This is a genomic window from Tepidimonas sp. (assembly GCF_036824975.1).
Taxonomy (GTDB): Bacteria; Pseudomonadota; Gammaproteobacteria; order Burkholderiales; family Burkholderiaceae_C; genus Tepidimonas.
Window position 1 is genome coordinate 12,362 of the sequence record NZ_DAISZC010000002.1, and the last position, 13,856, is coordinate 26,217.

At 68.2% G+C, this 13,856-nt stretch carries 11 protein-coding genes; 8 read left to right on the top strand and 3 right to left on the bottom strand.

Annotated features, from left to right (window positions below; all coding sequences use genetic code 11):
• The 3 genes from V7Z54_RS00430 to V7Z54_RS00440 form a co-directional block, all read left to right on the top strand.
• Positions 1–494, top strand: a 494-nt coding sequence (locus V7Z54_RS00430) for an FAD-dependent oxidoreductase (protein ID WP_334133529.1), incomplete at its 5' end; no start/stop codon positions are given.
• 150 nt (positions 495–644) lie between these two features.
• On the top strand, positions 645–2,339 hold the full coding sequence (locus V7Z54_RS00435) for a cation:proton antiporter (protein WP_334133530.1): 1,695 nt from the start codon (positions 645–647) through the stop codon (positions 2,337–2,339).
• The gene (locus V7Z54_RS00440; protein WP_334133531.1) at positions 2,323–3,288 is read left to right on the top strand and encodes a universal stress protein; all 966 of its coding nucleotides are present in this window, start codon (positions 2,323–2,325) and stop codon (positions 3,286–3,288) included. Before V7Z54_RS00435 ends, V7Z54_RS00440 begins: the two co-directional genes overlap by 17 nt.
• Before the next feature lie 94 nt (positions 3,289–3,382).
• Here the strand turns inward: V7Z54_RS00440 and V7Z54_RS00445 are convergent, their stop codons facing one another.
• Positions 3,383–4,453: a quinone-dependent dihydroorotate dehydrogenase gene (locus V7Z54_RS00445; RefSeq protein ID WP_334133532.1), complete on the bottom strand. Its 1,071-nt coding sequence runs from the start codon at positions 4,451–4,453 to the stop codon at positions 3,383–3,385.
• Positions 4,454–4,777: 324 nt separating this feature from the next.
• Here V7Z54_RS00445 and rpiA point away from each other — a divergent pair, with 324 nt between their 5' ends.
• Positions 4,778–5,485, top strand: coding sequence for a ribose-5-phosphate isomerase RpiA (gene rpiA / locus V7Z54_RS00450; RefSeq protein WP_334133533.1), 708 nt, complete (start codon positions 4,778–4,780; stop codon positions 5,483–5,485).
• Between the two features lie 113 nt (positions 5,486–5,598).
• Here rpiA and V7Z54_RS00455 read toward each other — a convergent pair whose 3' ends face one another.
• Entirely contained in the window at positions 5,599–7,740 is a 2,142-nt protein-coding gene (locus V7Z54_RS00455; RefSeq protein ID WP_334133534.1) for a M3 family metallopeptidase, read from the bottom strand.
• A 70-nt stretch (positions 7,741–7,810) separates the two neighbouring features.
• Complete coding sequence (locus V7Z54_RS00460; protein WP_334133535.1) at positions 7,811–8,290, bottom strand: YhbY family RNA-binding protein; 480 nt, start codon at positions 8,288–8,290, stop codon at positions 7,811–7,813.
• Between the two features lie 149 nt (positions 8,291–8,439).
• Between V7Z54_RS00460 and V7Z54_RS00465 the strand changes: the two genes are divergently transcribed.
• The 4 genes from V7Z54_RS00465 to glmM all read left to right on the top strand — a co-directional run bounded on the left by V7Z54_RS00465 (position 8,440) and on the right by glmM (position 13,798).
• Positions 8,440–9,150: an RlmE family RNA methyltransferase gene (locus V7Z54_RS00465; RefSeq protein WP_334133536.1), complete on the top strand. Its 711-nt coding sequence runs from the start codon at positions 8,440–8,442 to the stop codon at positions 9,148–9,150.
• 180 nt (positions 9,151–9,330) lie between these two features.
• Entirely contained in the window at positions 9,331–11,220 is a 1,890-nt protein-coding gene (ftsH, locus tag V7Z54_RS00470) for an ATP-dependent zinc metalloprotease FtsH (RefSeq protein WP_334133589.1), read from the top strand.
• Positions 11,221–11,335: 115 nt separating this feature from the next.
• Positions 11,336–12,262: a dihydropteroate synthase gene (folP, locus tag V7Z54_RS00475; protein WP_334133590.1), complete on the top strand. Its 927-nt coding sequence runs from the start codon at positions 11,336–11,338 to the stop codon at positions 12,260–12,262.
• 195 nt (positions 12,263–12,457) lie between these two features.
• Positions 12,458–13,798, top strand: coding sequence for a phosphoglucosamine mutase (gene glmM / locus V7Z54_RS00480; RefSeq protein ID WP_334133537.1), 1,341 nt, complete (start codon positions 12,458–12,460; stop codon positions 13,796–13,798).
• Positions 13,799–13,856 lie beyond the last annotated feature (58 nt).

Consider the following 13,856-nt stretch of genomic DNA (forward strand, 5'->3'; position numbering starts at 1 on the left):
ACGTGGCACGCGCGGTGCAAGGGCCGCCTGCGTCGCGCTGGCCACGGCCGCGTTTTGCCAAGGGCAGTTACTTCGCACTGGCCGGACGGCCTCCGGTGGACTGTCTGGTCTACCCAGCGCCCCATGATGCCTGGCTGGGGGTGCATCTGACGCTCGATTGGGCGGGGCAGGCACGGTTTGGCCACGATCTGGAGTGGCTGGATACGGACGACCCGGCGGCACTGGACTACACGGTCGACGCGCAGGGCGCTGCGCGGTTCGAGTTGGCGGTGCGCCGCTACTGGCCTGGTTTGCCGGCCGGTGCCCTGCATCTGGCGTACGCGGGTGTGCGTCCCAAAATCCACGGCCCCGGGGAGCCGGCACCGGACTTTTGCTTCGAGGGACCGCACGAGCACGGATTCGCCGGGTTGGTGCATCTGCTCGACTTCGAGTCGCCGGGCCTGACCAGCGCCCTGGCGGTGGCCGAAGCGGTGTGCGACGCACTCGCGCCCTGACGGCTCACGGTCGATCCGGGGGGTGAGGGCGCCGCGTGCACCGCTGCCGCTGGTCCAGCGGCCGGGTTTCTGCAGTATGCTGCGCAGGCGGTGGCCCAGCGCTGCTGCAGCCGTGAACGGATCGGCCCTATCCTGCGCATCAGCCTGCCGATGTTCCCCACGCCGTTTGCCGAATTCGCTACCCTGCTGCTGGTTGCGGCCGCTGTCGGTGCGCTGTTCGTGCGCGCACGCCAGCCGGTGCTGATCGCCTACATCGTGGTCGGCATCGCGTTGGGGCCGGCCGGCCTGGGTTGGGTCAAGGCGCACGATCAGTTGGCGCTGCTGGCGCAGATCGGTGTGACGGTGCTGCTGTTCATCGTCGGCCTCAAGCTCGATCTGAAGCACGTGCGCCACATCGGCCCGGTTGCCCTGGCCACCGGTCTGGGACAGCTGGGGTTTACCATCGCCTTCGGTTTCGTGCTGATCCTGCTGCTCGGCAAGGATCTCCTGACCGCACTGTACGTCGCTGTCGCGCTGACGTTTTCCAGCACCATCATCATCGTCAAACTGCTCACCGACAAGCGCGAGCTCGATGCCCTGCACGGCCGCATCGCGGTGGGGTTTCTGATCGTGCAGGACCTGGCCGTGGTGCTGGCGATGATGGCCATGAGTGCGCTGCGGTCCCCTGCCGGTGGTGCGCAGCCCGCGTGGACAGACGTGGCGCTGTCGCTGACCGGGCGGCTGTTGCTGGCCGTGGCGCTGATCGCAGCGCTGATGCGGTGGGTGCTGCCGCGCCTGGTGGCAGCGATGGCGCGCTCGCAGGAGCTGCTGCTGGTGTTTGCGCTGGCCTGGGGAACGGGGCTGGCGGCGCTGGGCGCATGGGCCGGGTTTTCGATGGAAGCCGGTGCGTTCGTCGCCGGCTTCACGCTGGCGTCCACCCACTACCGCGACGCCATCAACGCCCGCCTGGGGGGCATCCGTGACTTCCTGCTGCTGTTTTTCTTCATCCACCTGGGGGCCGAGCTGGAGCTGGCTGCGCTCGGGCAGGAGCTGGGCAGCGCGCTGCTCCTGTCGGCGTTCGTGCTGGTGGGCAACCCGCTGATCGTCATGGCCATCATGGGCTACATGGGCTACCGCAAACGCACAGGCTTTCTGGCCGGGCTGACGGTGGCACAGATCAGCGAGTTCTCGATCGTCTTCGTGGCCATGGGCATCACGCTGGGCCATGTGGATACGGCGGCGTTGGGCCTGACGACCCTGGTGGGGCTGATCACGATCACCCTGTCGACGTACATGATCCTGTATTCGCAGCCACTGTACGAGTGGCTGGCCCCGTGGCTGGGCGTCTTCGAGCGCCAGCGCCCGTTTCGCGAGCTGGCGGTGGACAGGCACCCGCCACGGCGTGGCGAGGCCGAAGTGCTGATCTTTGGACTGGGGCGGTATGGCAGCCGGTTGCTGCGCGAGCTGCGGGCGGCGGGCATCGCCGCCACCGGCATCGATCACGACCCGGAAGCGGTGCGCGACCTCAAACGCCAACATCTGCCAGTGCACTACGGCGACGCCGAGAACCCCGACTTCGTGGAGGCCCTGCCGCTGGATGGCGTGCGCTGGGTGGTGGTGACACTGCCGCTGGTCGAGTCGACGCGCACGCTGGTGCAGGGGTTGCGGGCGGCCGGCTACAGCGGGCCGATGGCCGTGACGGCGCGGGACGAGGCGTCGCTGCAGGAGCTAGCCCGCCTGCCTGTGCAGCACATCTTTCTGCCATTTCGCGACGCCGCGGTGCATGCCGCCGAGACCCTGGTCGGCCTGCTGGCGGCGTCGACCCCAACCGCTCCTGCCGGAGTGAACGATGACCCTGTTCGATGAGATGGCCGCTCTCGTGACCGACCCGACGCTGGCCGGCGCGATCGTGGTGGCTAGCGATTTTTCGACTGCGGCTGCACGTGCACAGCAGCGCGCCGTGCAGATGGCCCGTGAGTGCCGGGCACCGCTGGTCCTGGTGCATATCCTGCCACAGGACGGATGGAGCGTGCTGCAGAACTGGCTGGGCGCCGGTGTCAGCACTGAGGCAGTGGCGGCCGCAGCGCGCGACAGCCTACAGGCGCAGGCGGCGGCTGCAGGCCAGCGCGGCGACATCGAGGTCCGCGCCGTGCTGCTGGCGGGGCATCCGGTACAGACGCTGGCGACGCTGGCGTCCGCGACGCAGGCGCGCTTGCTCGTCGTCGGCGCGCTGGGGCAGGGCAGCGTCGGCGCGCAGGTGCGGCGGTTGCTGCTCGGCACCACGGCCGAGCGGTTGCTGCGCAAAACCACCCGGCCGATGTTGCTGGTTCGCTGCGATGCGGGCCAGCCGTACCGGCGGGTGCTGGTGCCGGTCGATTTTTCCCCATGGACGGAACCGGCACTGGATTGGGTTGACGCCTTGCTGCCGCACGCGCATGTGCGCCTGCTGCATGCCTACCGTGTGCCGTTCGAGGAAAAATTACGCTTTGCCGGCGTGCCGCAGGAGGTGATCGCGCGCTACCGGGACAAGACGCGCGAGCGGGCTTTTGCCCAGCTGCAGGCACTGGCTCAGGCCCGTGGTTGGACGCCCGCGCGCTACGTGCTGCAGATGCAGGAAGCCGATGCAGCGCCGGCGATCGTCGAGGCCGCCCAATCCCACGATTGCGATCTGGTCGTGATTGGCAAGCACGGCACCAGCGCTGCCGAGGATCTGCTGCTGGGCAGTGTCACCAAGCACGTGGTGGCCGAGGCACCATGCGACGTGCTGATGTCGCCCGCTCATGCCGGGGTGCCCGCCATGGCGGACGGTGGCTGAATGCGACTGGCCGACATGCCGGATCGGGATGGCGGTGGCGCTGGCCCCTTTCCTTTCGTGGCCGTGAACGTGCGCAGGAAGGCTGGGGCTGGCGTTAGGGCGAACTCCCTGCGCGGGCAGCGTTGCGCAGTGCCTGTGCCACTTCCGTCACCAGTGCCGGTCCGTGGTAGATCAGACCGGTGTAGAGCTGCACCGCGTCGGCACCCGCGGCCAGCTTGGCAAGGGCGCTGTCCGCATCAACGATGCCACCGACGCCGATGATCGGAAAGTTCGGCCCCAGGCGCCGGCGCAGCGCCGCGATGACGCGGTTGCTGGCGGCCTGCAGCGGCCGCCCGGACAGGCCGCCGGCCTCGTCGGCGTGCGGCAGGCCCGCCACGGCGTCACGGGCCAGGGTCGTGTTGGTGGCGATGACGCCGTCCATCCCGTGGCGTTGCAGCGCGTCGGCGATGCAGGCGATCTGGTCATCGTCCAGGTCGGGCGCGATCTTGATGAAGATCGGCCGGTACAGCCCGAGCTGCTCGGCCAGGGTTGCGCGGCGTGTGGCCAGCGCCGCCAGCAAAGCGTCTAGCGCGGCGTCGGTTTGCAGCTGGCGCAGGTTTTGGGTATTGGGGCTGGAAATGTTGACCGCAACGTAGTCCGCCAGCGTGTACACACCCTCCAGCGCGGTCAGGTAGTCGTCGGTGGCGCGCTCGATGGGGGTGGTGGCGTTTTTGCCGATGTTCAGGCCCAGCACCAGCGTCGCGGCGTGCGGGTCTTGGCGGATACGGGCGTGGCGCACGTTGTCCACAAACGCGGCCAGCCCGTCGTTGTTGAAGCCAAAGCGGTTGATGAGCGCCTCGGCCGCAGGCAGGCGAAACAGGCGCGGCCGCACATTGCCGGGCTGCGGCCGTGGGGTGACGGTGCCCACTTCGACGAAGCCAAAGCCCAGCGCCGCCCAGGCGTCGATGCAGCGCGCGTTCTTGTCTAATCCGGCAGCCAGCCCTACGCGGTTGGGAAAACGCAGTCCGGCCAGCGTCACCGGGTCGGCGATGCGCGGCTGGCGCAGCACGGTGACCAGCGGTGAGTGTTGCAGCCGCTGCAGGGCGGCCAGCGTCAGATCGTGCGCCTGTTCGGGGTCGAGCCGAAACAGCAGGGCGCGCAGCCAGGGGTAGGGGAACCAAGTCATCGGATAATCGGGTGGCGGAAGGGCCAGCACACTGCGGGCCGGGCGGCGCCGATTGTCGCACTGGGTCGGCGCCGCCTGGCTGCCACTGCTGCGGGGTGATGGCCACGGCGGGGCCAAACGGGTGCGGGTAGAGCCTGTGCCATCGCGCTGGCGCACTGCTGTCCACGGCACTGGGGCGGCGCGGGCGTGGCCGTGTCCGGGCCGACTGTGCGCACGCCGCGCGGGCCTGCCGTTGGTCTGCGGACGCCGCCCGTCGTGCCCGACCGCCTGTTGTTGTTCCTGTTCGTTGTCGTCCCCCTCTGTTGTGATCATCGGAGTCAAGCCATGTCTACCGTCCCCCACCCCTCCGTTTCGACGCAAGATCAACTCAAGGCTTTGGCGGGGCGTGCTGCACTGGACTATGTCGAGCCGGGGCAGGTGATCGGCATCGGCACCGGCTCCACGGTCAACTGCTTTATCGACGCGCTGGCGGCGTCGGGCATGGCGATTGCGGGGGCAGTGTCCAGCTCCGAGGCCACCTCTCAGCGCCTGCGCGCGCACGGCATTGCGGTGTTGGACGCCAACGATGTCGGTGAGCTGTCGGTCTACATCGATGGCGCCGACGAGATCGAGCCGGGTGGCTGCATGATCAAGGGCGGCGGCGCGGCGCTGACGCGCGAGAAGATCGTCGCGGCACAGGCGCGCCGCTTCGTCTGCATTGCCGACGAGTCGAAGTGGGTGGCGCGTCTGGGGCGCTTTCCGCTGCCGGTGGAGGTCATCCCGATGGCCACGCAGCGGCTGATCCGGCAGTTCGCCGCACTGGGCGGGACGGCGCGCGTGCGCCTGCGCGACGGCGCGCCGTTGGTCACCGACAATGGCCAGCACATCCTGGACGTCAGTGGCCTGAGCATCGACGATCCGCTGGCGTTCGAGTCGATGGTCAACAACTGGCCGGGCGTGGTCACCGTGGGGGTGTTTGCGCACCAGCGTGCGCACGTGTGTCTGCTCAGCACCTCACAGGGGGTGCGCACGGTGGTCTTTCAGCCGGGCTGACGCCCAGGCAGCAGTGGCGTGCGCGCATGGGATGTCGGACACACACCTCCTGCAGGCGCGCGCAGCCGGGCGGGGGCGGGTCGTCGGCTATGGTCGGCGGCCCCCCTTAGGCGTCACGCCAGACCGCGGTGGCGCAGTAGTGCGTCGATGCGTGGCTCGCGCCCGCGAAACGCCTGGAACGACTCCAGGGCGGGGCGGCTGCCGCCGACCTCCAGAATCTCGCGCCGGAAGCGCTCGCCCATGGCGCGCTGCAGGGTATCGCCGCCGGGGCCGGCGGCGTCCTCGAATGCGGCGTAGGCGTCGGCGCTGAGCACCTCGGCCCACAGGTAGCTGTAGTAGCCCGCAGCGTAGCCTCCGGCAAAGATGTGACTGAAGGTGTGCGGCATGCGGTGCCAGGCCGGGGGCTGCAGCACGGCCACTTCGTCGCGCACCTGCTGCAGCAGCGCCATCACGTCGCCATCGGGCGCTCCTTCCAGATGTAGCCGCAGGTCAAACAGCGCGTACTCGATCTGGCGCAGCATCTGCAGCCCGCTTTGGAAGTTGCGCGCCTCCACCATTTTGTCGAACAGGGCGCGTGGCAGCGGGGCGCCGGTGTCGGCGTGCGCCGTCATGCGCTGCAGCACGCTCCACGCCCAGCAGAAGTTCTCCATGAACTGGCTGGGCAGCTCCACCGCGTCCCACTCCACGCCGCTGATGCCGGCCACCGCGTGCTCGTCGACCTGCGTCAGCAGGTGGTGTAGGCCGTGGCCAAACTCGTGAAACAGTGTGATGACGTCATCGTGCGTCAGCAGCGCCGGTCGCCCGTTGACGCCGTCGGCGAAGTTGCACACGAGGTGTGCCACGGGCGTCTGCAGGCGGCCATCGTCGGGGCGCCGCCAGCGGCTGCGGGCGTCATCCATCCAGGCCCCGCCCCGCTTGCCCGTGCGCGCGTGAGGGTCCAGATAGAAGTGGCCCAGCAGCTGCGTGCCGCGTTCGATGCGGAAGCGCCGCACCACCGGGTGCCAGGCAGGTGCGCCGTCCTCATGGATGGTGACGTCGAACAGGGTCTGCACGACGTGAAACAGCCCGTCGAGCACGCGCGGCAGGGGGAAGTAGGCTTTGACCTCCTGCTCGCTGTAGGCGTAGCGTTCCTGCCGCAGGCGCTCGGCGATATAGGTCCAGTCCCACGCTTGCGGGTCGTCCAGCCCCAGATGGGTGCGTGCCCAGGCCCGCATCTCGGCCACATCCTGCTCGGCGTAGGGACGCGCGCGCTGCGCCAGGTCGCGCAAAAAGCGCAGCACCTGCTCGGGAGAGGGGGCCATCTTCGAGGCCAGCGACAGGTGGGCGAAGCTGGGGTAGCCTAGCAGGGCCGCCTCTTCGGCACGCAGCGCCACGATTTCGCGCAGGATAGGGCCGTTGTCGAGCTGCGCTGCGTCACCTTCGGCCTGATCGCTGGCACGCGTGCCATAGGCGCGGTACAGGCGCAGGCGCACGCTGCGGTCGTGCGCGAACTGCAGCACCGGCAGGTACAGCGGCAGTTTGAGACTCAGGCGGCAGGCGTCGTCGCGCCCATCGGACTGCGCGGCCGCGCGCATGGCGGCTAGCACGTCGTCGGGCACGCCGGCCAGCGCCTCGGGGGGCACATAGTCACAGAACCCGTCGGTGGCGTCGAGCGCGTTCTCACTGAATTTCTGGGCCAATTCGGCCTGACGTTCCTGAATAGCGGCAAAGCGCGTTTTGGCCGCGCCCTGCAGTTCGGCGCCACCCAGCACGAAGTCGCGCAACGCCAGTTCACGCGCCCGCCGTTGGGCAGGATTGAGCGTGTGCGGGTCGATGGCCTTGACCTTGGCGTACAGCCGCTCGTCGGCGCCCAGCCGTGTCCAGAACTCGGTGACGGCGGGCAGCAAGGCGTTGTAAGCGGCACGCAGCTCGGGCGTGTCCGCCACCGCGTTGAGGTGGCTGACGATGCTCCAGGCACGCCCCAGCCGCTCGGTGGCCACGTCCAGCGTGGCGCCCAGCGCGTGCCAGTCGGGCGGGAAGTCCTCGGCAGTGACGCGCTGCAGCGCTGCTTCGGCCTGCTGCAGCAGCGCCGCGATAGCCGGCTGCACGTGGTGCGGCCGCACGGCGTCGAAGCGTGGTGGATCGTCGTCGCTCAGCAACGGGTTGTCGGTGCCCGGCGCTTGGGCACTGCGGGGTGGGTTTGCTGGGGCAGCGCCGGTGGGCGCATCGATGCCTAGGTCGCGGTCGAGGCCTTCTGCGGTCGTGATGTCGTTCATGGTGGCAAGCATGCCACGAAAGCAGCGCGCAGACACCGCGCTGGGTCACGCCCCTGCCGCGTCTCAGGCTTCAGCTTTGGGCGGCGCCCGCCTTCTTGGCACTCTTCATGCGTCGCTTGGCCTTCTTGACCAGGCCACCGGGGGTGATGCGCTGGTTGCCCAGCACGCGCACGGTTTTGATTTCAGGTCGCTGGCCGGGCTTCTTGCCGTACTTGACCACCTTGTATTCGCGCGGGCCGGGCTTGCGCTCGTCGCTGAGGTTTTTACGCTTGGGCGGCAGCGGGCGCCACAGTACCAGCAGCTTGCCGATGTGCTGCACCGGCGCGGCGCCCAGCGCGTCAGCCAGTTCGTTGAGCCAGGCTTCGCGCTGCGCTCGGTCACCTTCGAGCACCCGCACCTTGATGAGACCGTGGGCGTTGAGCGCGGCATCGATTTCGGCACTAACCGCGTTGGTCAGGCCGTCGCTGCCGATCATTACGACCGGCTCCAGATGGTGCGCCTCGCTGCGGCGCAAGGCGCGCTCGGCGGGAGTGAGTTCAATGCGGGACATGGTCCGCATTATCCGCGCAATGCGCCTGCGCTGTTGCGGCAGGGGCGCGGTGCCCGGGGCAGGGCTGCGTTGCCCGCGCCTGCCGGGACGGCGGCACTGGCGCAGGCGCGATGCCCCGCAGTGCGGCGCGCACGGCTATAGTGGCGCGGATGAAGATCAGGACGCAGAGCAAAAAGGTCAACAAGGCGTGGCTGAGTCAGCATGTCAACGACCCGTGGGTGCGGCTGGCCCAGAAAGAGGGCTACCGCGCGCGCGCCGCTTACAAGCTCAAGGAGCTGGACGAGGTGTTCCATCTGGTGCGGCCGGGTCAGTGCATCGTCGACCTGGGGTGCGCACCGGGGGCCTGGTGCCAGTATCTGCGCCGACGTCTGGGCACCGTCGCTGCGGCAGACGGGTCGGCCCGGCTGCGCGGGGTCATCATCGGCTTGGACGTGCTGCCCATGAAGTCGGTGGATGGCGTGCACTTCATCCAGGGAGACTTTCGTGACGAGGCGACGCTGGAGGCCTTGCGCCAGGCGCTGGCGCAGGCGCTGCCGCAAGGGGTAGCGCGCGGCGTCGATCTGGTCGTCTCCGACATGGCACCCAACCTCAGCGGGGTGGAGGAGGTGGACGCCGCACGCATCGAGCACCTCATCGAGTTGGCGGTGGACTTTGCCGTGCAGCACCTCAAGCCCGAGGGGGCGCTGGTGGCCAAAGTCTTTCATGGACAGGCGTATGACCGCGCGGTGCGGCTCTTCCGAGCCCATTTCAGGACGGTGAAGGTGCACAAGCCCAAGGCGTCGCGCGCGCAGTCGGCCGAAACCTTTCTGGTTGGACGGGGTCTCAAAGGGGCGACAGGGGCTGGCGCGCCGGCACCATAAGCTCCGGCAATCCGCGCCATTGGCAGGGTTGCCGACCCGCGGCAGCAGCACTGCCCTTGACAAGCCCTACAATGGGGCGCATATGGACGTTACGGACGCGTGCCGGTCGGCGCAGCGCACGGTCAGAGTCAGGAGTTTGCGTTGAACAACAACCAGTGGTTTTCCAAAGTGGCGATCTGGATGGTGATCGCCATGGTGCTGTTCACTGTCTTCAAGCAGTTCGATGGCCGTGCGACGTCAGGTGCCGGCTACATGGCGTATTCGGACTTCCTCAACGAGGTCAAGGCGCAGCGCATCAAGAGCGCCACCATCCAGGAAGGGTCCAACGGCACCGAGATCATTGCCGTGACGACCGATGACCGCCGCGTGCGCACCAACGCCACCTACCTCGACCGCGGCCTGGTGGGCGACCTGATCGCCAACGACGTCAAGTTCGACGTGCGTCCGCGCGAGGAGGGCTCGCTGCTGATGACGCTGCTGGTCAGCTGGGGGCCGATGCTGCTGCTGATTGGCGTGTGGATTTATTTCATGCGCCAAATGCAAGGCGGCGGACGCGGCGGCGCGTTCAGCTTCGGCAAGAGCAAGGCGCGCATGCTCGACGAAAACGCCAACACCGTGACCTTTGCTGATGTGGCCGGCTGCGACGAGGCCAAGGAGGAGGTCAAGGAGGTCGTCGACTTTCTGAAGGACCCGCAGAAGTTCCAAAAGTTGGGCGGCCGCATTCCGCGCGGGCTGCTGCTGGTTGGCCCGCCCGGAACCGGCAAGACGCTGCTGGCCAAGGCCATTGCCGGCGAGGCCAAGGTGCCATTCTTCAGCATCTCCGGCTCCGACTTCGTTGAGATGTTCGTCGGCGTCGGCGCAGCGCGCGTGCGCGACATGTTCGAGCAGGCGAAGAAGAACGCACCGTGCATCATCTTCATCGACGAGATCGACGCCGTTGGCCGCCAGCGCGGCGCGGGCCTGGGCGGCGGCAATGACGAGCGCGAGCAGACGCTCAACCAGATGCTGGTCGAGATGGATGGCTTCGAGACCAACCTGGGTGTGATCGTGATCGCGGCCACCAACCGTCCCGACATTCTGGACGCCGCCTTGCTGCGGCCGGGGCGCTTCGACCGGCAGGTGTATGTAACGCTGCCCGACATCCGCGGTCGCGAACAAATCCTGAAGGTGCACATGCGCAAGATTCCGATCGGGCCCGACGTCAGCCCCGAGGTCATTGCGCGTGGCACCCCCGGCATGAGCGGGGCTGACCTGGCCAACCTGTGTAACGAGGCGGCGCTGATGGCGGCGCGCCGCAACGCCCGCGTGGTGGAAATGCAAGACTTCGAGCGCGCCAAGGACAAGATCCTGATGGGCCCCGAGCGCAAGTCGATGGTCATGCCCGAAGAGGAGCGCCGCAACACCGCTTACCACGAGGCGGGCCACGCGCTGATCGGCAAGCTGCTGCCCAAGTGCGACCCGGTGCACAAGGTCACCATCATTCCGCGCGGCCGGGCGCTGGGCGTGACGATGAGTCTGCCCGAGAAAGACCGCTACAGCTACGACAAGGAGTACATGCTCAACCAAATCGCCATGCTGTTCGGGGGGCGCATCGCCGAAGAGGTGTTCATGCACCAGATGACCACTGGCGCCAGCAACGACTTCGAGCGCGCCACCCAGATCGCGCGCGACATGGTGATGCGCTACGGGATGTCGGAAAAGCTTGGTCCGATGGTGTATGCCGAAAACGAAGGCGAAATCTTCCTCGGGCGTTCGGTGACCAAGACCACGCACATCAGCGAAGAGACGATGCGGCAGGTCGATGCCGAGGTGCGGCGCATCATCGACGAGCAGTACGCGCTGGCGCGTCGGCTGATCGAGGAAAACGCCGACAAGATGCACGCCATGGCCAAGGCGCTGTTGGAGTGGGAAACCATCGACAGCGAGCAGATCGACGACATCATGGCGGGCCGCCCGCCGCGGCCGCCGAAGGACATTTCGCCGCGTAGCCCCAATACGGGTGGCGGCGACTCGGGCGGTGTGGCCCAGCCGGTGCAGGGCGCGTCGCCGCAGGCCCCCACGGTAGCATAAGGCCGTGACGGCAGACGCGGAACTGATGGCCGGGGCCGCCGTCACCGGTGTTCCGTCGGGCGCACCGTCAGGCGCGGCCGGCTCAGGCACCTCGGCGCGTGATTGGCACAACGGGATGCGGGCGGGAGTGCCGCCCGCAGGCGACGTCGTCTGGCAGACGACGCGCTTTGCCATCGATCTGAGCCGCCCGCGCGTGATGGGCATCGTCAACGTCACGCCGGATTCGTTTTCCGACGGCGGTTCCTATGCCGATGCCCGCAGCGCCCTGCGCCACGCCGAGGCGCTGCTGGCACAGGGCGCCGACATCCTCGACATCGGTGGGGAATCGACTCGCCCCGGGGCGCCGCCGGTGCCGCTGGACGAGGAACTGCGGCGTGTCTTGCCGGTGGTGCGCGAAGTGGTGCGGCTGGGTGTGCCGGTCAGCATCGACACCTACAAGCCCGAGGTGATGGCGGCTTGTCTCGATCTGGGCGTGGACATCATCAACGACGTGTGGGCGCTGCGTCGGCACGGTGCCGATGGGCGCAGCGCCGAGGCGGTGGTGGCAGAGCACCCCTCCTGTGGGGTGTGCCTGATGCACATGCATCGCCAGCCGCAGGATATGCAGGCGCAACCGATGCAGGGGCCGGCCACCCCTGCGGTGGTGGCATTTCTGGCCGAACGCGCCGCTGCCCTGCACGCACGTGGTGTAGCGCGGCAGCGCATCGTGCTCGACTACGGTATCGGTTTCGGCAAAACCGTCGAGCAGAATCTCGAATTGCTGGTGCACCAAGACGTGTTGCTGTCGTTGGGCTACCCGCTGCTGGCCGGGTGGTCGCGCAAATCGACGCTGGGGCGGCTGACGGGCCAGGACGACGCCGCGCGCCGCACCGGCGCGAGTGTGGCGGCTGCGCTGCTGGCGGTCCAGCGCGGGGCGCACATCGTGCGCGTGCACGACGTCGAGCCCACGGTGCAGGCGTTGCGCGTGTGGGCCGCGGTGCAAGCGGCGCAGCAGCGCGCCAATCGGCCCGACGGCGAGGGCGTGCCCGTACGTAGCCCATAGGTAGATCGTTGCGTTTAGCGCCCTGGCGTGTGGGAAAACTGCGTGCGTCCAGCGCAGGCGCAGCTCTCATGGCGTGCGGCGTCGGCACCACGCTGCTCGCAGGCCGCGGCATGCTGGGCTGTCCCTCTACAATGCGGGCGGGGTGCCCTGGTGGCGGGGCGCTCGTCCGTACTCAGGTGAGGGTCAACGACAGCAATGACGCGTCGATACTTTGGTACCGATGGGATACGCGGCACGGTAGGCCAGCCCCCCATCACAGCGGATTTCGTACTGCGCTTGGGACATGCGGTGGGTCAGGTCTTGCGGCGCGATGGCCATCACGCGCAGCGTCCGCTGGTGCTGATCGGCAAGGACACCCGCATTTCTGGCTACATGCTCGAGTCGGCGCTGGAGGCGGGCTTTAACTCGGCCGGTGTCGATGTGATGTTGCTCGGGCCCGTGCCCACGCCGGCCGTGGCCTACCTGACGCGCGCGCAGCGAGCAAGTCTGGGCGTCGTCATCAGCGCCAGCCATAACCCGTATCCCGACAACGGCATCAAATTTTTTAGCGCACAGGGCACCAAGCTGCCAGACGCATGGGAGCTGGCGGTCGAAGCGGCACTGGACGATGCGCCGCAGTGGGCCGACTCGGCGCACCTGGGTGGGGCGCGGCGTCTGGACGATGCCGCCGGGCGTTACATCGAGTTTTGCAAAAGCACCTTCAGCGCGGAGCTGTCGTTGCGCGGCCTCAAGATCGTCGTCGATGCCGCGCATGGGGCTGCGTATCACATTGCACCCGCCGTGTTTCACGAGCTCGGCGCCGAAGTGGTGGCAGTGGGCTGCAGCCCGAACGGGCGCAACATCAACGACGGCGTCGGCGCTACCCACCCGCAGACCTTGGTGGCGGCGGTGCGCGCGCACCAGGCGGACCTGGGTATTGCGCTGGACGGCGACGCCGATCGGTTGCAAATGGTGGATGCCAGCGGTCGGCTGTTCAATGGCGACGAATTGCTGTATGCGCTGGTCGACGACCGCCTGGGGCGCGACGAGGTGGTGCCCGGCGTGGTGGGCACGCAGATGACCAACATGGCGGTGGAGCAGGCGCTGGCGGCGCGCAGCGTGCGTTTGGTGCGCGCGCGCGTCGGCGATCGGTATGTGCTGGAGGAACTGCATCGCCACCACTGGGCGCTGGGTGGCGAGAGTTCTGGCCACCTTATCATCCTGGACAAGCACACCACGGGCGATGGCATCGTGGCGGCGCTGCAGGTGCTGCAGGCGAGCGTGCGCCAGCAACGCAGCCTGGCCGAATTGCTACAGGGGTTGACGCTCTTTCCACAAGTGCTGCGCAACGTGCGTCTGGCACCCGGTGCCGATTGGCAGCGGAACGCGGCGCTGACACAGGCGGTGCGTGAGGCGCAGGCGGCCCTGGCCGGCGACGGACGCGTGCTCATTCGTGCCAGTGGCACCGAACCGGTGCTGCGGGTGATGGTGGAGGCCCGAGACGGCAAGCTGGCTCAGGCCTGGGCCGATCGGCTGGCGGCGGCCGCCCAGATGTAGTTCGCGTTGCCGAGGCGGTCGTCGGTGTCACCCTGCAACGGTCGGGGGCACACGGCGC